The sequence below is a fragment of the Xanthomonas sp. NCPPB 2866 genome, from assembly GCF_041475745.2.
Lineage (GTDB): Bacteria > Pseudomonadota > Gammaproteobacteria > Xanthomonadales > Xanthomonadaceae > Xanthomonas > Xanthomonas arboricola.
In genome coordinates this window covers 24,133-43,338 of the sequence record NZ_CM192975.1, presented here as the reverse complement: position 1 = coordinate 43,338, position 19,206 = coordinate 24,133, and the positions used below count along the sequence as shown (strand labels likewise).

Sequence of the window (19,206 nt, the reverse complement as noted above, 5' to 3'; positions counted from 1 at the left end):
GCCCTCGTTGCAGCTGTAACGGTGTATTGCGGCACCGCATCAACTGTGGTCTAGTCGATCATCCGGTGACCTCTTCGAAACGCTCCACGGATCGAGCGCTGCAACGTCGTCGCCGCTCTCCCAGATCGCAAAGAGGCAGACATGGCCCCCCGCACTCGCCAAGGGCTCAACGACCACGGTCTCTACAACAGCGCGCGCGATGAGCGCGACGCCTGTGGTTTTGGCATGGTCGCCCAGTTGGACGACCAACCTTCCCGCTCGCTGGTGGACACCGCAATTGCGGCGCTCTCGCGCATGACCCACCGCGGCGGCGTGGCGGCCGACGGCCTCACCGGCGATGGCTGCGGCCTGCTGATCCGCAAGCCCGATGCGTTCCTGCGCGGGCTGGCGCGCGATGCCGGCATCGCCCTGGGCACGCGTTACGCGGCCGGTGTGGTGTTCCTGCCGCTGGACGAAGCCGATGCCACACGCTGTCGCACCGAACTGGAAACCCAGTTGCACAGCGCCGGCGTGCAGTTCCGCGGCTGGCGCGTGGTGCCCACCGACGACAGCGTCTGCGGCCAGCTGGCACGCGACACCTTGCCGCGCATCGAACAGGTATTCGTCGATGCCGGCGCCGAGCAGAGCGAAGACGGCTTCACCCTGGCGCTGTTCCTGGCGCGCCGCCGCGCCGAGCAGGCGCTGCGCGAGGTGGAAAACTTCTACGTCACCACGCTCTCGCCCAACGGCATCAGCTACAAGGGCATGGTGCTGCCGGACAAGCTGAGCACGTTCTACCCGGACCTACAGCGCAGCGACCTGTCCTCCAGCGCGATCGTCTTCCACCAGCGCTTTTCCACCAACACGCTGCCGCGCTGGCCGCTGGCGCATCCGTTCCGCCTGCTCGCCCACAACGGCGAGATCAACACCATCGAAGGCAACCGCCGCTGGGCGCAGGCGCGCAGCAAGGTGTGGCAGACCCCGCGTTTCGACATCGCCGAGTTCGACCCGGTGATCTCCATGCACGGCTCGGACTCGCAGAGCCTGGACAACATGCTCGAGCTGCTGATCGCCGGTGGCATGGACCTGCTGCAGGCGCTGCGCATCCTGGTGCCGCCGGCGACCCAGTCGCTGGAGTTCAAGGACGCCGACCTGGCTGCGTTCTACGAGTTCTACGGCCTCAACACCGAGCCGTGGGATGGCCCGGCCGGCATCGTCGCCTGCGACGGCCGCTATGCCGCCTGCATGCTCGACCGCAACGGCCTGCGCCCGGCGCGCTGGATGCTGACCTCCGACCGCCATTTCCTGGTCGCCTCCGAGGCCGGCGTGTGGGAGCTGCCGGCCGAGCGCATCACCCGCAAGGGCAAGCTGGGCCCGGGCGAGATGATGGCGATCGACCTCAAGCGCGGCGACCTGCTGGACTCGGACGCCATCGACCGCATCAACCGTGCGCGCGCGCCGTACAAGCAATGGCTGCAGCAGGGCGTGACCTATCTGCAGACCGAGCTGATCGACCCCTCGCTGGTGGAAGAACCCTTCAGCGAGCAGACCCTGCGCAGCTACCACAAGCTGTTCCAGCTCAGCACCGAGGAAGTGGAGCAGATCCTGCGCCCGCTGGCCGAGACCGAGCAGGAAGCCACCGGCTCGATGGGCGACGACACCCCGATGGCGGTGCTCAGCCGCCAGACCCGGCCGCTGTACGACTACTTCCGCCAGGCCTTCGCGCAGGTCACCAACCCGCCGATCGACCCGCTGCGCGAAGGCATCGCGATGTCGCTCACCACCCAGCTCGGCAAGGAGACCAACATCTTCCACGCCGGCGCGGAGACGGTGAACCACGTCATCCTCAACTCGCCGGTACTCAGCCAGCGCAAGCTGCGCCAGCTGCTGAAGATGGAGCAGTACGTCGAGCGCAACCGCCTGATCGACCTGTCCTACAGCGTGGAGGAAGGCCTCAAGGCCGGCCTGGAACGCATCTGCCAGGAAGTGGAAGCGGCCGCGCGCGCCGGCGCCGTCATGCTGTTGCTGTCGGACCGCTACCCGGTCCCGGACCGGCCGATGGCGCATGCGCTGCTGGCCACCGGCGCGGTGCACCACCACCTGTGCAAGGTGGGCCTGCGCTGCGACGTCAACCTGATCATCGAAACCGGCACCGCGCGCGATGCGCACCACATGGCCTGCCTGCTCGGCTTCGGCGCCACCGCGGTGTATCCGTACCTGGCCTACCAGACGCTGTTCGACCTGGGCCGGCGCGGCATCCTGCAGCTGAGCAAGGGCGGCGAGCAGTCGCAGATCGGCCGCCGCTACCGCAAGGGCATCTACAAGGGCCTGTCCAAGATCATCTCCAAGATGGGCATCTGCACCATCGCCAGCTACCGCGGCGCGCAGTTGTTCGAGATCGTCGGGCTGGACCCGGACGTGGTGGAGCTGTGCTTTGCCGAGACGCCCGCACGCATCGGCGGCGTGGGCCTGTCACGGCTGGATACCGAGGCGCGCGAGCTCACCGCACGCGCCTGGAACGACCAGCTCAAGCCGGAAGTGGGCGGCCTGCTCAAGTACGTGCACGGCGGCGAGTACCACATGTACAACCCCGACGTGGTCATGACGCTGCAGCGCGCCACCCGCACCGGCGATGCCGGCGACTGGCAGAAGTACGTCGATGCGGTGCATGCGCGCCCGGCCTCCACGCTGCGCGATCTGGTCCAGCTCAAGCGCGCCGACACCCCGACCCCGCTGGACGAGGTGGCCCCGGCCGAAGATGTGTTGCGTCGCTTCGACACCGCCGCGATCAGCCTGGGCGCGTTGTCGCCCGAAGCGCACGAGGCGCTGGCCATCGCGATGAACCGCCTGGGCGGGCGCAGCAATTCGGGCGAAGGCGGCGAAGATCCGGCCCGCTACGGCACCGAGAAGCGCTCCAAGATCAAGCAGGTGGCTTCCGGCCGCTTCGGCGTGACTCCGGAATACCTGGTCAACGCCGAGGTGCTGCAGATCAAGGTCGCCCAGGGCGCCAAGCCCGGCGAAGGCGGCCAGCTGCCCGGCCACAAGGTCAACGAGCTGATCGCGCGGCTGCGCTACGCCAAGCCCGGCATCGGCCTGATCAGCCCGCCGCCGCACCACGACATCTATTCGATCGAGGATCTGGCCCAGCTGATCTACGACCTCAAGCAGGTCAACCCGACCGCGCTGGTGTCGGTGAAGCTGGTGGCCCATGCCGGCGTCGGCACCATTGCCGCCGGCGTGGTCAAGGCGGGCGCCGACTTGATCACCGTGTCCGGCCACGACGGCGGCACCGGCGCCAGCCCGGTCAGCTCGATCCGCTATGCCGGCGTGCCGTGGGAACTGGGCGTGGCCGAGTCGCACCAGGCGCTGGTGGCCAACGACCTGCGCGAGCGCACCATCCTGCAGACCGACGGCGGCCTGAAGACCGGCCTGGACGTGGTCAAGGCCGCGTTGCTGGGCGCCGACAGCTTCGGCTTCGGCACCGCGCCGATGATCGTGCTGGGCTGCAAGTACCTGCGCATCTGCCACCTCAACAACTGCGCCACCGGCGTGGCCACCCAGGACGAGCGCCTGCGCGCGAACTACTTCACCGGCCTGCCGGAGCGCGTGGAGCATTTCTTCCGCCTGCTGGCCGAAGAGGTGCGCCAGTGGCTGTCCTACCTGGGCGTGCGTTCGCTGGACGACATCGTCGGCCGCACCGACCTGCTCGAACAGCTGGAGGTCTCGCCGCGTGCCGGGGTCAAGGTCGATCTCTCGCGCCTGCTCACGCATGCGCAGTACGACGGCAGCCATTGCGCGGCCCAGCGCCTGTACGAATCGCCCGACAGCCTGGCCACGCAGATGGACGGCCTGCTCGCCGATGCGATCGCCAACAAGCGCGGCGGCGACCACCGTTTCCTGATCCACAACACCGACCGCTCGATCGGCGCGCGCCTGTCCGGCGCCATCGCGCGCGTGCACGGCAACCACGGCATGAGCGATGCGCCGTTGAATCTGCGCTTCCGCGGCACCGCCGGGCAGAGCTTCGGCGCGTTCAACGCCGGTGGCCTGCAGCTGGAGCTGGAAGGCGAAGCCAACGACTACGTCGGCAAGGGCATGGCCGGCGGCCGGCTGGTGGTGCGCCCGCCGCGCGGGGCGCGCTTCGAGGCGCGCAGCACGCCGATCGTGGGCAACACCTGCCTGTACGGCGCCACCGGCGGCGAGCTGTTCGCCGCTGGCCGCGCCGGCGAGCGCTTTGCGGTGCGCAACTCCGGCGCGCTGGCGGTGGTGGAAGGTGCCGGCGACCACTGCTGCGAGTACATGACCGACGGCGTGGTGCTGGTGCTGGGCAAGGTCGGCCTGAACTTCGGCGCCGGTTTCACCGGCGGGCTGGCCTACGTGCTGGATATCGAACGCGACTTCGTGGACCGCTACAACCACGAGCTGATCGACATCCACCGCGTCTCCGCCGAGGGCTTCGAGAACCATCGCCAGCACCTGCACACCCTGATCAGCCGCCACCGCGAGCTGACCGGCAGCATCTGGGCGCAGCAGATCCTGGACGAGTTCCGCGACTACATCGGCAAGTTCTGGCTGGTCAAACCCAAGGCCGCCAGCATCGAGTCGCTGACAGAGTCGCTCAGGCGTGCCGCTTGAGTGATGGGATTGGTGAGTCGGGATTGGGGATTCGCTCAAGCTATGCGAATCCCGATTCCCGAATCTCCACTCCCGGCCTTCCAGCGTCGTGATTGTTTGTTCGAGATTCGCACCGCGTCCGCCCCCCGTCGCCCGCTGTTGCGAATCCCCAATCCCAACTCCCGAATCCCAGCCCTATGAGCCGCAAGCAAGCCTTCCAATTCCTCGACCTGCCCCGGACCATGCCCACGCGCATTCCGGTGGAGCTGCGTACGTCCGGTGACTGGGGCGAGCTGTACGGCAAGTTCGACAAGGCCGACGCGCAGTACCAGTCCGGCCGTTGCCTGGACTGCGGCAACCCGTACTGCAGCTGGAAATGCCCGGTGCACAACGCGATCCCGCAGTGGCTGCAGCTGGTGCAGGAAAACCGCATCGAAGAAGCCGCCGCGCTGTGCCACTCCACCAATCCGCTGCCGGAAGTGTGCGGGCGGGTGTGTCCGCAGGACCGCCTGTGCGAAGGCAGCTGCACGCTGGAGGAGTTCGGCGCGGTCACCATCGGCGCGGTGGAAAAATACATTGTCGATACCGCCTTCAAGATGGGCTGGCGCCCGGACCTGGGCAATGTGCAGCCGAGCGGGTGGCGGGTGGCGGTGATCGGCGCCGGCCCGGCCGGCCTGTCCTGCGCGGACCGCCTGGTGCGTGCCGGCATCGAGGCGGTGGTCTACGACCGCTACGAGCAGATCGGCGGGCTGCTGCAGTTCGGCATTCCCAGCTTCAAGCTGGACAAGTCGGTGATCGGCAAGCGCCGCGAGATCCTCGAAGGCATGGGCGTGCAGTTCCGCCTGGGCGTGGAAGTGGGCCGCGACGTCAACATCGAGCAGTTGCTGGGCGAGTTCGATGCGGTGTTCCTGGGCACCGGTGCCTACCGCTACACCGATGGCGGGCTGCCCGGGCAGGACCTGAAGAACGTGCTGCCGGCATTGCCGTTCCTGGTGCAGAACAGCCGCATCGTCAGCGGCAATGACCCGCACGGCCGGCCGATCGCCGGCTGGGAAGACCAGATGGCGCTGCCCGATCTCAACGGCAAGCGCGTGGTGGTGCTGGGCGGCGGCGACACTGGCATGGACTGCGTGCGCAGCGCCATCCGCCTGGGTGCGGCCAAGGTTACCTGCGCCTACCGCCGCGACGAGGCCAGCATGCCCGGCTCTGCACGCGAGGTCGCCAACGCGCGCGAGGAAGGCGTGCGCTTTTTGTTCAACCGTCAGCCGCTGTCGATCGAATCCGGCGCCGACGACGAAGCGATCGGCGTGACCGTGGTGGAAACCCGGCTCGGCGAGCCAGATGCCAGCGGGCGGCGCAACGCGGTACCGGTGGAAGGCAGCGAATCGCTGTTGGAAGCGGACGTGGTGATCATCGCCTTCGGCTTCTCGCCGACCCTGCCCGACTGGCTGGCAGCGCAGGGCGTGGAAGCCGGCAACAACGGCCGCATCGTCGCACCGGCCGACGACAACGGCCGCCTGCCCTACCAGACCAGCAATCCGCGCTTGTTCGCCGGTGGCGACTGCGTGCGCGGCGCCGACCTGGTGGTCACCGCGGTGGCCGAAGGCCGCGATGCGGCCGGCAGCATCGTGCAGCTGCTGGGCGTCAAGGCGCAGGTCAAGGAACCGGCCGCCGCCTGAGTGCCGACCAGCGCGTGGGCTCGGCGCCCACCGCTGGTTACCGGCTCGCGTGCGGGCAACCCGCACGCTGCGTTGGCGGCCAGGCCGCATGACGCTGCTCGATGCAGCGCATCCACCGCGACCTACCGCGCGGAAAACGCTCCTGTAGGCGACCAGACTCTCGCCTGACTCATGCCCCAGGGTTCCACCTGCTTGCCACGCAGGCCACACGCCTCGTGGCGTAACGCCGATATCGCATCCGCAAGGTCGTGGCTTGTCCGACCCGCAGCGCGCGAGGCCACACGCACGCCTCTTCCGCGATCGGCATCTCGCTGGACACACGGCGCGCCGGACGGGAGTGCCAGCAAACGCAAGCGCCCAGCCGCCATGCAGCCTTTCGCACATACGCTTGAGCCTGCCATCGGCATGCACCCGGGCCTGCATCGATCTGCAGCCTCGACGATTGCACCCACTATAGAAGTGTGATTTAAGTCACATATCTGCTGTCGCCGTCCAACGCGATGCTGCCGACTCACCAGCGACGCGCAGCACGCCCTGCGTCGAGCCGGATGTGCTCGGCGATGACGGCAGTCGGTCCCATCCCGGTGCGCGATACCGCCGCCGCGGACTCCAGACCTCATTCATCTGTCGCCGCGCCCCGCGGCGGCGAAGCCGTGGGCCCCACCAAGGAAGCAACCTCATGACACAGCAACTCACTACCGGCCAACACGGACGCGACGACTGGGTGGACTGGCTCCGCGGTGCCAGCGTGTTGATGGTGATCGTGCTGCACGCCTACGGCTTTGCCTTCGATGCCTACCCGGAACTGCGCGGCGGCGCTGCTGAAGAAAGCAGCGCACTGATGCTGTCGATCGAGCGCCTCAACCGCTCGCTGGCGCCGCTGCGTATGCAGCTGATGTTCCTGCTCTCGGGCCTGTTCGTGGCGCGTGGGCTGGACAAGGGCATCGCGCCCTACCTCGGCGGCAAGCTGCGGCACGTGCTGTATCCCTACCTGCTCTGGTCGGTGCTGATCTTCGCCCTGCGCGAGGCCGGCTCGGTGCTGGCCAAGGCCGAACCCATCGCCTGGGTGGACCTGGGCAAGATCGCAGTGGGCAACGTGGCACTGACCTGGTTCCTGTTCTACCTGTTCGTGTTTCTGGTGCTGATGCCCTTGCTGCGCCGGCTGCCGGCGCCGTTGGTCCTGGCCGCGACCGTGCTGGGCTCGGTTTGCCTGGGTCCGCTGCTGCGTCAGGGTGCCGATCCGTTCTATTACTTTGCGTTCTTCTACATCGGCACGCTGCTGGCCGGCCGGGTGCCGGCACTGCTGCGGCAGGCACCGCGCTGGATCTGGCCGCTGTCGTGCCTGAGCCTGTGCGCCATCGTGCTGATCGCCAATCTCACCGCGCTGCACAGCATCTGGATCGGCTACCTGCCGCTGGTGCTGGTCGCGCTGCCGCTGCTGATCACCGCGGCGATGTGGGCGAACCGGCAACCGGCCGCGCAGGCAATCCGTTATGTGGGCCGCAACTCGGTGGTGTTCTACCTGAGCCACTTTCCGCCGTTCATCGTGCTGGCCTACCTGCTGCCGCGCTGGATCGACGAGGGGACGGTGCTGTTTTTCGCCTTGTTGAGTGTCGGCGTGCTGGGGCCGGCGGTGCTGTGCCTGCTGCGCGCACCGGGCCGCCTGCCCGCGCTGAACCTGCTGTTCTCCGCACCGCTGCCGGTGCGTCGCCCACGCAGCTTGCCTGTCGCCGGCAAGCTGCACGCCTCGCCGGTGTCCGCATAGCCGCAGTCCTTGCCGGCAGTGCCGCCCAGCGGCGCTGCCGATCCGGCTGATACGGCTGATGTCGTGCGGTCATACGACCACACACCGCCGTCCTAACCCGGGTGATGCATTCCATGCCGCATCACCTGGGCCGACCGTAGCGCCGGCAACCGACCTGCAGCCCTGTGGCAGGGCTGCAAGCCAGGCGATCAGGCCGCCTTGTCCAGCGTGGCCATGTCGATCACGAAGCGGTATTTCACGTCGCTCTTGAGCATGCGCTCGTAGGCCTCGTTGATTTGGTCGGCGCGGATGGTTTCGATGTCCGAGACGATGTTGTGCTTGGCGCAGAAATCCAGCATTTCCTGGGTCTGGCGGATGCCGCCGATCAACGAACCGGCCAGGGTGCGGCGCTTCATCACCAGATTGAACACGCTCGGCGAAGGATGCGATTCCTCGGGCACACCCACCAGCACCATCGCACCGTCGCGCTTGAGCGCATTGAGGAACGGGTCCAGGTTGTGCGGCGCGGCCACGGTGTTGAGGATGAAGTCCAGCGTGTTGGCCTGTGCGGCCATCTGCGCCTCGTCCTTGGACACCACTACTTCGCTGGCGCCCAGGCGCAGCGCATCGGCGCGCTTGCTCTCGGAGGTGGTGAACAGCACCACGGTGGCGCCCATCGCCTTGGCGATCTTTACCGCCATGTGGCCCAGGCCACCCAGACCGACCACGCCCACCTTCTGACCGGGACCGACCTTCCAGTGCGCCAGCGGCGAATACGTGGTGATGCCGGCGCACAGCAGCGGGGCTACTGCGGCCAGGTTGTCGCTGTGCGAGATGCGCAGCACGTATTTCTGGTCGACCACGATGTGGTCCGAGTAACCACCGTAGGTGTTCTCGCCGCCACCGAACATCGGGCCGTTATAGGTGCCGGTGAAGCCCTGCTCGCAATACTGTTCTTCGCCTTCCTGACAGGACGCGCAGCTGCGGCAGCTATCGACCATGCAGCCGACGCCGGCCAGATCGCCAACCTTGAAGCCGGTGACCGCATCGCCGACTGCAGTGACGCGTCCGACAATCTCGTGGCCGGGCACCGACGGGTATCGCGTGTTGTGCCATTCGTTGCGTGCGGTGTGCAGGTCCGAGTGGCACACGCCGCAGTAGGCGATATCGATCTGCACATCGTTGGGGCCTGGCGCACGCCGTTCGAACACGAACGGTGCAAGCGGCTGATCGGCAGTTTGGGCGGCGTACGCGTGGGCTTGGCTCATGGGGGAGACTCCAGATGTGACGTCCCCCGCGACAGTGCGGGAGACTAGAAAAGGGTGGCGCTAGCTTAAGACAGGCGCCTGTCGCACTCCTGCGACAGTGCGTCTTGCCTGGCGGGTTGCGGACGCGACCGCAGCGGCATGGTGCGCCCTGCAGGTGTTTGCGCGCGATCAAATCGGCGTTCGCCGGCGTGAATGGCGCGCTAACGCCGGAGCTTCTACGCTGACCAACCACCATCCTGCGCTGCACCATCCCTGCTGGCCGTGCCCTCCCCCTGCGGCCGCCTACGTCGATGCCGAAGGAGGCTTCCATGTTCCGCTCTCCCCCCAACCTCCCATCCTTGCGCAGTGCCGCACTCGCACTGACCTTGTTGGCCGCACTGCCGCTGGCGCACGCCAAGGAGCCTGCGCGCCCCGGAAAGGAATCCAGCGGCCTGAAGTATGTCGGCGTCAATCTGTCCGGCGCCGAGTTCAACTCACGCAAGAAGCCCGGCACCCTGTTCAAGGACTACACCTACCCGGCCGCGTCGGATTTCAGCTATTTCGCCGGCAAGGGCATGAACACGATTCGCCTGCCGTTCCTGTGGGAACGCCTGCAGCCACAGCTCAATGGCGATCTGGATGCGGCGCAACTGGCGCTGCTGAAGAAATCGGTGGATGCGGCCAAGGCCAACAAGCAGTACCTGATCCTGGATGTGCACAACTACGCCAAGTACAACGGCAAGCGCATCGGCAGCAGCGAGGTGCCCACCGCCGCGGTGGCAGATCTGTGGCGCCGGCTGGCGCTCGAATTCAAGGACGACAAGTCGGTGATCTTCGGGCTGATGAACGAGCCCAACGGCATTTCCGCCACCGATTGGGCGAGTGCGGCGCAAGGTGCGATCAACGCGATCCGCAAGACCGGCGCCAGAAACCTGATCCTGGTGCCGGGCACCGCCTACAGCGGCGCGCACAGCTGGCGCAGCTCCAACTATGGCGTCTCCAATGCCAAGGCGCTGGAAATCCTCAAGGACCCGGGCAATAACCTGGCCTTCGAAGCGCACCAATATCTGGACAACGACTACAGCGGCACCAAGCCGGTGTGCACCAGCGCCACGGTCGGCGAGGAAAAGCTGCGCGGCTTTACCGCATGGCTGCGCGAGAACAAGCAGAAGGGCTTTCTGGGCGAGTTTGGCACCGCCAACAATCCGGTCTGCGACCAGGCGCTGGAAGGCATGCTGACCTATATGGAAAAGAACAGCGACGTGTGGCTGGGCTGGACCTGGTGGGCCGCTGGCGCCTGGTGGAAGCCGGAGTATTTCTTCACCGTGCAGCCGGGCAAGGACGGCAGCGACAAGCCGCAGATGTCGATTCTGAGCAAGTACGCCCGCCGCGCGACCAAGTAAGCCGCGCGGGAAGGTCGATCACGGTGGTCGCAGCGGTTGCTGCGGCCACCGTTTTTTTGCGCCATCCGCCATGTCCTGCCACGCGTCACCGATGACATCCACCAGCGATTGCAGACCGCGCGCTGCATCCATCTCAGCCGCAATCCGATCTTCTTATTGCACCAGGTGCACTGGCTGCCCGCTGCCGAAAGCATGACGCCGCCCACACCTAGTGCGCGGTGCACATGGCAAGTGCCGAGGTTGCGCGACCGCACCAGGTGACTTTTGCATGTGCGTGCGCATTGATCGCACAGCAGCGCGGTGGCGATTGCAGGTGGCGCCGCGCGTTGCGCGTTGCGTTGTGATAATTCCCCGCGCAATGCGGCGTACGTCGCAATTGCGATGCGCACCACTGCCAGGCGCACGGCGCCATCGACCTGCAGCGTTGCGATCGCACCACGGCCGGCCAGCGATGCGGGATGCGGCGTATTTCCGCAGCCATTCGGCGCAGATTGCAATCGGCATGCAATGCGTGGGACCGTGCGGTGTCGCCTTACCACAACAAAGCGTGCGCATGTTTGGCAATAAACGCGAAGTCGCTCACAGCTCCAATTAAGTGATAGCTCGCATTCGTAGTTTGAATGTCTCGATGCGCTTAGGGTGAAACGCGATGCAGTGTCGTCATGCACGTGGCAGGTCCACGCCAGGGCAATGCATCTCCCCCGCGAATGTTTCAGGAGTCACCCATGTTGCCCTCCCCCACGCCGACGCGCCGGCTGTCCAGCCGTGCGTTGTCATTGCTGCTGCTTGTCATCGTGCTGCTTGCAGGTGTGCCGTTCGCACAGGCACAGAACCGCCTGAAGTACGCAGGCGTCAATCTTTCCGGTGCCGAAATCAAATCCTCGCAAAAGCCCGGGGTGCTCAACGTCGACTATCTGTATCCGGCTGCCAGCGATTACCGCTACTTCGCCGGTAAACACATGAACATCGTCCGGCTGCCGATCCTGTGGGAGCGCCTGCAACCCAAGGCCGGTGGCGAGCTGGATGCGGCGCAGCTGGCACTGATCCGCCAGGCCGTGGCCAACGCGAAGGCGGCCAAGGTGTACCTGATCCTGGATATCCACAACTACGCCCGGTATTACGGCAACAAGATCGGCAGCGCGCACGTGCCGATCAGCACCTTCAACGATCTGTGGCGACGCCTGGCGATCGCCTTCAAGAACGACAACAGCGTGATCTTCGGGCTGATGAACGAGCCTTACGACATCAATCCGCAATCCTGGGCCAACGCCGCGCAGGCATCGATCGACACCATCCGCAAGACCGGTGCCAACAATCTGATCCTGGTGCCCGGGGCGCTATGGAGTGGCGCGCACAGCTGGTATTCCACCGTTGCCGGCCAGTCCAACGCAGTGGCGCTGGCCTCCATTCGCGACCCCCTCAATCGCTACGCGATCGAAGTGCATCAGTACCTGGACACGGACTCCAGCGGCACCAGTGCCGGCTGCGTCAGCAGCACCGCCGGTGCCGAACGCCTGCGCAGTTTCACCCAATGGCTGCGTCTGAATCACAAGCAGGGCTTTCTCGGCGAGTTCGGCACCGGCAACAACGCCACCTGCAATAGCGCACTCAACGGCATGCTGGGCTATCTGGAAACCAACCGCGACGTATGGGTGGGCTGGACCTGGTGGGCCGCCGGCGCGTGGTGGAACCGCAGCTACCCCTTCAACGTGCAGCCCGATGCGCAGGGCCGCGACAAGCCGCAGATGTCGATCCTGAGCGCGCGCGCAAAACGCATCACCCAGTAGTCGGAGCAAGCAGCGTGCGATGGGCAACCGTCGCACGCTGCGCAGCAAACACCCAGCTCACGCATGTACGCCCGGTACATGCCGATGCCAGGCAGCAGCCGTGCCCAGCCGCGGTGAGCACTGTCCTCACGCAATAAAACGCCAGCACTCAGCGCGCGCTCTAGCGCTCGCTACGTGTGCGTGCGCAACAGCAGTGCAGCGTCGGTGATCCGGCGCCGCGCCGTTGACGGCGAGCGCATCCATCCGCCGATTTTTCGACAGCGCCATGCATGCGATGGCGGTGTCGACAAGCGTGCGCGACCGCTTTTCAGCGCGGCGCGTCACAGCGTGCTGTTCCAGAACGTGACCCTTGCGGTAAGTGACTGCGACCCAGCCTACACATTTAATTCACATTCGATGTGGTGAGCGTTTAGGCACGGCAGATGCATTGGTTACGACAGGTGTGGCGCACCTCGCGCAGATCGCACGCAAACCGCTGCGACACACCATCCCCGTCGTCGAAGGAGTTGTTTCATGTCTGCTGTCTCTCAAACGCTGCGCACCGTTTTCCGCTGCGCCCTGCTCTGCATTCTGTTCGGCACATTCGCACCCGTCTACGCACAAACACGCGCACTGACGTATGCCGGCGTCAATTTATCCGGCGCCGAATTCGCATCGTCCAAAAAACCCGGCGTCCTCAATAAGGACTATATGTATGCCTCGGCCAGCGATTACACCTATTTCGCCGGCGTCGGCATGAACACGATCCGCCTGCCGGTGCTGTGGGAACGTCTGCAGCCCAGTGCACGCGGTGAACTGGATCCGACCCAACTGGCCCTGGTGCAGCAAGCCGTGGCACGCGCCAAGGCATCGGGCATGTATCTGGTGCTGGACATCCACAATTACGGCAAATACTACGGCTACAAGATCGGTGGCGACGAAGTGCCGATCGCCACATTCGCCGATTTGTGGCGCCGCCTTGCGCTGGCGTTTCCCAGCGACAACGCGGTGATCTTCGGGCTGATGAATGAGCCCAATGGCGTCTCGGCCAGCGCCTGGGCTGCCACTGCACAGGCAGGCATCAATGCGATTCGTGCCACCGGTGCGAACAACCTGATTCTGGTGCCGGGCGCATTATGGACCGGTGCGCACAGCTGGTATTCGCCCACCAACGATGGCTATTCCAACGCAACCGCATTGGTTTCGATCTACGATCCGCTCGATCGCTACGCGTTCGAAGTGCATCAATACCTGGATGCCGATTCCAGCGGCACCACCAATGTCTGCGTCAGTGCCACCATCGGTGTCGAGCGTCTGCGTAGTTTCACCGAGTGGCTGCGCACCAACCACAGGCGCGGGTTTCTGGGCGAATTCGGCACCGCCAACAACCCCGTCTGCAATGAAGCACTGCGCGGCATGCTCCGCTATATCGATGCCAATGCAGATGTCTGGTCGGGCTGGACCTGGTGGGCTGCCGGTTCGTGGTGGAATGTCAGCTATCAGTACAGCGTGCATCCCAACAAGGACGGCACCGACAAGCCGCAGATGTCCATCCTCTCGCCGCAGGCGGTGCGCGCCACACGCGCCATTCCGTGACGTGAGGCAGGTGGGTTGAGTCGAGCGAGCCGCCGCAAGGCGGCTCGCTTCTTTTGCATCTTCGCACTGGCTATCTATTGGATGACAGGCCGGGCAGGACGGTTTCGATGTGACACCGTTTACGTCGCTCCCAGCACACTACGCGCCCATTGCACCGCAATGCCGCAAACCACTGGCTGATGAACGTGCGAACGTGCGTGCGCCATCGGACGCACCCGGAGCGCATCATCACCGAAGCTTGAGCTCACTGAACTCTCGCTGCGGCTTCTGACGGCCATTCACCTGGCAGCGATAAGACCGCGTCCAGCATGGGCGCACTTCACTGCAGGAGCATCACATGGCACATCGACTGATGAAGACCGCGCTGATCGGCGCACTCGCTTTGGCAGCGCAGGGCGCGTTTGCGCAGGCCGCCGCCGACAAGCCGGCCAAGGCGCTGACCGCCCGCGAGGTCACCAGCATGCTGACCGACAAGGGCTATACCAAGGTGCACGACGTCAAGTTCGAACATGGCGTGTGGACCGCCGACGCACGCAGCGGCGACGGCAAGGATGTGGATGTCCGTATCGATCCGGTGACCGGCCGCGTTTATGGCGATCAGACCACTTCCAAACTGAGCGAGGCCGATATCCGCGCCGCGCTGTCGGCCGGCGGCTATTCCAACGTGCACGACCTCAAGTTCGAAGACGGCTTGTGGAAGGCCGATGCCGAGCAACGCGGTGGGCAGAAGGTCGATCTGCACGTCGACCCGGATGATGGTCACGTGGTGAGCGTGGATAACGATTGACCAACGCACCCCCGGAGTCGGTGACGCGCCGACAATGCGCCGCGTTGATGGCAACGCATTGCCGTCAGCACGATTGAAGGCCTCTCCCAGGCCGGTGGCATCCTCTCTCAGAAGAGCATCGACGAAGAGACATACTTCAGTGGGATGTGGCACGTGATCTGCCGCATCGATGCACTGCATCGACACGGATCGTGACCTCGTCCGCAACTGCAACGATCAGGACGCACCAACACAAAGGGCCTCCAACAGGAGGCCCTTTGTGTTGATCGCGATACGCGGGCGCGCCGCTGCCGCGCCCCTTGCAGGCCGCATCACGACGCCATGCAGTAGCTGCATGACATCGCATGCGGTGCTGGCGTCGTTCAACGCGCCGGCGCCGCCTTCTTGCCCTCGGCAGCTGCGTCCTTTTCGGCGTCAGGCGCCGCTGCCGCGGCGCCCGCAGCGGGCTTGCCGGCCATCATGCGATCGCGCGCAGCCTTGAACGGGTTGCCGGCATACCAGTTGGGCCAGCGCTGGCCGGCGGCCACCTCCTTGCCCACGCCATACACCGCCTGCAGGTCTTCGATGGTGCCATCGAGCTTCCAGCTGGCCGCATCGTATTCGTCGCCCGGGGCGTGATAGCGATTACGCCCGTAGTCTTCGGCGGCGGCGCGCCCGGCCGCAGTACCGCCCTCACGCAGGTCTTCGCCGCCATCGGCATACAGCGCCGGCACACCGGCCTTGGCGAAGTTGAAATGATCCGAGCGGAAATACGAGCCGCTTTGCGGCGTGGCTTCGGCATGCAGGGTGCGGCCCTGCATCGCGGCGATCGGCTTGAGGATGTCTTCCAGCTCCGAACTGCCCATGCCCACCACGGTGACATCGCGTGCGCGCCCGGCCACCGACATCGCATCCAGGTTGATCACCGCCGCGATCTTGTCCAGCGGAAAGCTCGGGTTGGCCACGTAGTACTTGGAACCGAGCAGGCCGGATTCTTCCAGCGTCACCGCAACGAACACCACCGACCGCGCCGGCTTGGGATCCTGATGCGCAAACGCGTCGGCAATCTCGAGAATGCCGGCCACGCCGGTGGCGTTGTCCACCGCGCCGTTGTAGATGTTGTCGCCGCTCTCGCCCGGGTGTTTGCCCAGGTGATCCCAGTGCGCCATGTACAGCACCGCTTCGTCGGCATGCGTGGTCCCGGGCAGCACGCCGACCACGTTGCGCGAGGATTTCTCCGCGATCGTGCTCTTCAGGTCCACCGACCAGCTCGCCTTCAACGGCACCGGCTTGAAGCCACGCTTGCTGGCGTCCTTGTAGGCCTGCGCCAGATCCAGCCCGGCATTGGCGAACAGCTGCTTGGCGGTCTCGGCGCTGATCCAGCCCTGTACCGGCAGGCGCGGATCGGGATCGTCCTTGGCCGGCAGGTCGTATTGCGGGCCGGCCCAGGAATTTTTGACCACGTCCCAGCCATAGCTGGCGCCCGGGGTGTCGTGCACGATCAGCGCGGCGGCCGCGCCCTTGCGGGCGGCTTCCTCGAATTTGTAGGTCCAGCGGCCGTAGTAAGTCATGCGCTTGCCGTCGAACAGCTTGGCATCGCCGGTATGGAAGCCGGGATCGTTGACGAACATCACCACCGTCTTGCCCTTCCAGTCCTGTCCGGCGTAATCGTTCCACTGCTGTTCGGGCGCATCCACGCCGTAGCCGACGAACACAAGCTCGCTGTTGTCCAGCTTGACCTCGGCCTGGCCGGTGCGGGTGCCGACCACGATGTCGGTGCCGAAGGCCAGGGTGCGGGTCTGCTCGCCGCTGCGCAGGCTGGGTGCGGTGGCCGCATCGGCGGTGGTTTCCACCATCGGCACGTCCTGGAACCAGCTGTCGCCGTTGCCCGGCTGCAGGCCGATGCGCTGCATCTGATCGCGGATATAGGTGACGGTCTTCTCTTCGCCCGGCGTGCCGGGGCCGCGTCCTTCGAATTCGTCCGAGGCCAGCGTCTTGACCAGCTCGGCAAAGTCGTCGCCGGTCAGCTCCGGCGAAAAGGTGTGGCGGCTGACCGGTGCGCTGGCCGCCGTGTCCACCGGCGCCTGTGCGGCGGGCGCGCTTGGTGCGTCGGCGGATTCGCGCTTGCAGCCGGCCAGGGCCAGCGTCGCGGCCAGGCACAACAGGATCTTGCGGGGCATCGGGACTCCTCGTGCGGCGAAGGTCCCCCGATTCTAGGCGCTGGCCCCGTGGTGAGCGCGTCAGTCCTTGGGTGCCACGTCGCTGTCGAAGCTGCGCGCGGTGGCGCCGGTGACGGCACCGATCTTCGCAGTGCGGTGCACGTACAGGCTGACCTCGCGCTCGAACTCCAGCGGGCCATCGACCACCGCATCCGGGCCGATCACCACGCGCGGCTTGCGCGCAGGCTTGAACGAGAAGCTGAAGTTCGGCTTGGTGACCTCGATCCCGCCATGCACATGCGAGCGCACCCCGACGGTAATGTCGCCGTTGACGGTCTCGATGCCCTTGCCGAGCTCGGTTTCCACCAGGCCGATACTGCCGTTGACGGTTTCCACACCGCCGCTGATGCGGCTGCCGCGCTCCACCAGCACGCTGCCGTTGACCGTCTCCAGCCCGCCGGACACCACCACCTTCTGCCCCAGCGTGATCGCGCCATTGACCGTGGAGACATCGCCGGTGCGGGCGTTGTCGCCGATCTGGATACTGCCGTTGACCGTTTCCACGCTCCGGGTCTGCGCGCCGGCGCCGACCTCGATGGAGCCATTGACGGTGTCCAGCCCGCCATAGACCTTGCCGGCCTCGGCGCTGATGCGGCCGTTGACCTTGCTGATGTCCTCGTCGGCCCAGGCGCTTGCGCAGACCAGGGACAATGCCAGAAGAAGATGCTGGGGCTTCATGCTGAACCTTGCGCGGCGGCGGCTGTCTTGGGCGTGGCGGTGATCACACCATGCTTGGCTACAATCGCGCACCTGCCTGAAGTCACTGGACCTTTCGTTGCCCCTGTCGCCCGCCCCGCGCTCGCGCCTGCCGTCCGTCCCCGCCACCGGCCGCTGCCGCGCGTGGCTGGCGGCGACCGTGCTGGCCTGCACGCTGCTGGGCAGCACCGCGGCCGGTGCGCAAAGCCAGCGCGAAACCGAGCGCAAACTGCAGCAGCTGCGCGACGAACTCAAGACCATCAGCGCCGACCGCCGCGAGCTGGAAGGCAAGCGCGGCACTGCCGCCCAGCAACTGCGCCAGGCCGATGAGAAGGTGGCCAGGACCTCGCGTGCGTTGAGCGAGACCGAAACGGCGATGCGCGAGCAGGAACAGCATCTGGGCAAGCTGCAGCAGGAGCGTGCGCAGCTGCAGCGCGGCCTGCAGAACCAGCGCGTGCAGCTGGCTGCGCTATTGCGCGCCGCCGACCAGGTCGGCCGCAACGCGCCGTTGAAGGTGTTGTTGTCGCAGGACACCGTGGGCGATGCCACGCGCATGCTGGCCGATCATCGCTACGTGCAGAACGCGCGTGCACAGCGCATCCAGGCACTGACCACGCAGCTGGATGCGCTGACCAAGGTGGAGCAGGACATCGCCAACCGTCGCCAGGCACTGGATGCGGCGCGTGCGCAGCAAAAGGCGCAGGCCGCATTGCTGCAGAAGGATCGCTCGCAGCAGGCGGCGACGGTCGCGCTGCTGGACGACCGCTACAAACAGCGCGCCGAACGCGAAAAAGCCCTGGGCCAGGACGCCAAATCGCTGGAGCAGCTGCTCGCCAACCTGCGCGCGGCCGCCGCCAAGGCCGAGGCCGAACGGCGCGCCGCCGCCAGACGCGCCGCCGCCGAAGCCGCCGCGCAGGCCAAACGCAGCAAGACCGAGCGCCCCGAGCGTCCCGGCAAGACCCCGCCCAAGGTCATCGCCAGTGCGCCGGCGCCCAAGGTCGGCGGCCTGAGCTGGCCGGTGGCGGGCAACCTGCTGGCGCGCTTCAATGCCACCTTGCCCGATGGCCATACCAGCAAGGGCGTGCTGATCGGCGCGCCCAAGGGCAGCACCGTCACCGCGGTGGCCGATGGCACGGTGGTGTTCTCCGACTGGATGACCGGCTACGGCATGATCCTGATCGTGGACCACGGCAACGGCTACATGAGCCTTTACGCGCACAACGACACGCTGTTGCGCGATGCCGGCGCGTCGATCAAGCGCGGCGAAGCGGTGGCCAAGGTCGGCAGCTCGGGCGGGCAGGGCGTGCCGGCGCTGTACTTCGAACTGCGTCGCAACGGGCAGCCTGTGGATCCGTCGAGCTGGTTGCAGCGCCGCTGAGTGGCGCGCACGCCGCGCGCGTGCCGGTGCATGACCGCCGCCATACCTGGCCCCGCCAAGTCAACGCGGATTTACCGCGGCTTCGCGCATAATCCAGGCTGCTCCGTTGCGGGGCGTCT

Annotated in this window: 11 protein-coding genes; 8 read left to right on the top strand and 3 right to left on the bottom strand. The window is 66.1% G+C overall.

Annotated elements, in window-relative coordinates:
- The first annotated feature begins 141 nt into the window (after positions 1-141).
- The 3 genes from gltB (at position 142) to ACCQ04_RS00155 (ending at position 8,037) form a co-directional block, all read left to right on the top strand.
- The gene (gene gltB / locus ACCQ04_RS00165; RefSeq protein ID WP_184631293.1) at positions 142-4,614 is read left to right on the top strand and encodes a glutamate synthase large subunit; all 4,473 of its coding nucleotides are present in this window, start codon (positions 142-144) and stop codon (positions 4,612-4,614) included.
- Between the two features lie 176 nt (positions 4,615-4,790).
- Positions 4,791-6,272, top strand: coding sequence for a glutamate synthase small subunit GltD family protein (locus ACCQ04_RS00160; RefSeq protein ID WP_226427990.1), 1,482 nt, complete (start codon positions 4,791-4,793; stop codon positions 6,270-6,272).
- Between the two features lie 679 nt (positions 6,273-6,951).
- Positions 6,952-8,037: an acyltransferase family protein gene (locus tag ACCQ04_RS00155; protein WP_184432739.1), complete on the top strand. Its 1,086-nt coding sequence runs from the start codon at positions 6,952-6,954 to the stop codon at positions 8,035-8,037.
- 188 nt (positions 8,038-8,225) lie between these two features.
- Here the strand turns inward: ACCQ04_RS00155 and ACCQ04_RS00150 are convergent, their stop codons facing one another.
- Positions 8,226-9,284 (bottom strand): NAD(P)-dependent alcohol dehydrogenase, encoded by a 1,059-nt coding sequence (locus ACCQ04_RS00150; protein ID WP_016901586.1) that lies wholly within the window; start codon positions 9,282-9,284, stop codon positions 8,226-8,228.
- Between the two features lie 308 nt (positions 9,285-9,592).
- On the opposite strand from ACCQ04_RS00150, the gene ACCQ04_RS00145 reads away from it, so the two are divergent.
- The 4 genes from ACCQ04_RS00145 to ACCQ04_RS00130 all read left to right on the top strand — a co-directional run bounded on the left by ACCQ04_RS00145 (position 9,593) and on the right by ACCQ04_RS00130 (position 14,815).
- Positions 9,593-10,666 carry a glycoside hydrolase family 5 protein gene (locus tag ACCQ04_RS00145; RefSeq protein ID WP_039815629.1) on the top strand — a complete coding sequence of 358 codons (1,074 nt, stop codon included), beginning with the start codon at positions 9,593-9,595 and terminating at the stop codon, positions 10,664-10,666.
- A gap of 797 nt (positions 10,667-11,463) precedes the next feature.
- Positions 11,464-12,453 (top strand): glycoside hydrolase family 5 protein, encoded by a 990-nt coding sequence (locus tag ACCQ04_RS00140; protein ID WP_208412930.1) that lies wholly within the window; start codon positions 11,464-11,466, stop codon positions 12,451-12,453.
- Positions 12,454-12,966: 513 nt separating this feature from the next.
- The gene (locus ACCQ04_RS00135; protein ID WP_054591745.1) at positions 12,967-14,028 is read left to right on the top strand and encodes a glycoside hydrolase family 5 protein; all 1,062 of its coding nucleotides are present in this window, start codon (positions 12,967-12,969) and stop codon (positions 14,026-14,028) included.
- A 337-nt stretch (positions 14,029-14,365) separates the two neighbouring features.
- Positions 14,366-14,815, top strand: a complete 450-nt coding sequence (locus ACCQ04_RS00130; protein ID WP_065033291.1) for a PepSY domain-containing protein — start codon at positions 14,366-14,368, stop codon at positions 14,813-14,815.
- A 362-nt stretch (positions 14,816-15,177) separates the two neighbouring features.
- Here the strand turns inward: ACCQ04_RS00130 and ACCQ04_RS00125 are convergent, their stop codons facing one another.
- Complete coding sequence (locus tag ACCQ04_RS00125) at positions 15,178-16,974, bottom strand: M28 family metallopeptidase (RefSeq protein WP_104569394.1); 1,797 nt, start codon at positions 16,972-16,974, stop codon at positions 15,178-15,180.
- Between the two features lie 60 nt (positions 16,975-17,034).
- Positions 17,035-17,691: a DUF4097 family beta strand repeat-containing protein gene (locus ACCQ04_RS00120; RefSeq protein WP_046345204.1), complete on the bottom strand. Its 657-nt coding sequence runs from the start codon at positions 17,689-17,691 to the stop codon at positions 17,035-17,037.
- Positions 17,692-17,818: 127 nt separating this feature from the next.
- On the opposite strand from ACCQ04_RS00120, the gene ACCQ04_RS00115 reads away from it, so the two are divergent.
- Positions 17,819-19,087 (top strand): murein hydrolase activator EnvC family protein, encoded by a 1,269-nt coding sequence (locus ACCQ04_RS00115; RefSeq protein ID WP_345778040.1) that lies wholly within the window; start codon positions 17,819-17,821, stop codon positions 19,085-19,087.
- Positions 19,088-19,206: the final 119 nt, after the last annotated feature.

Excerpts from the sequence above, each read along its gene's own strand:
- gltB (WP_184631293.1), top strand. The coding sequence starts at position 142 with ATGGCCCCCCGCACTCGCCAAGGGCTCAACGACCACGGTCTCTACAAC.
- ACCQ04_RS00160 (WP_226427990.1), top strand. The coding sequence starts at position 4,791 with ATGAGCCGCAAGCAAGCCTTCCAATTCCTCGACCTGCCCCGGACCATG.
- ACCQ04_RS00155 (WP_184432739.1), top strand. The coding sequence starts at position 6,952 with ATGACACAGCAACTCACTACCGGCCAACACGGACGCGACGACTGGGTG.
- ACCQ04_RS00150 (WP_016901586.1), bottom strand. The coding sequence starts at position 9,284 with ATGAGCCAAGCCCACGCGTACGCCGCCCAAACTGCCGATCAGCCGCTT.
- ACCQ04_RS00145 (WP_039815629.1), top strand. The coding sequence starts at position 9,593 with ATGTTCCGCTCTCCCCCCAACCTCCCATCCTTGCGCAGTGCCGCACTC.
- ACCQ04_RS00135 (WP_054591745.1), top strand. The coding sequence starts at position 12,967 with ATGTCTGCTGTCTCTCAAACGCTGCGCACCGTTTTCCGCTGCGCCCTG.
- ACCQ04_RS00130 (WP_065033291.1), top strand. The coding sequence starts at position 14,366 with ATGGCACATCGACTGATGAAGACCGCGCTGATCGGCGCACTCGCTTTG.
- ACCQ04_RS00125 (WP_104569394.1), bottom strand. The coding sequence starts at position 16,974 with ATGCCCCGCAAGATCCTGTTGTGCCTGGCCGCGACGCTGGCCCTGGCC.
- ACCQ04_RS00120 (WP_046345204.1), bottom strand. The coding sequence starts at position 17,691 with ATGAAGCCCCAGCATCTTCTTCTGGCATTGTCCCTGGTCTGCGCAAGC.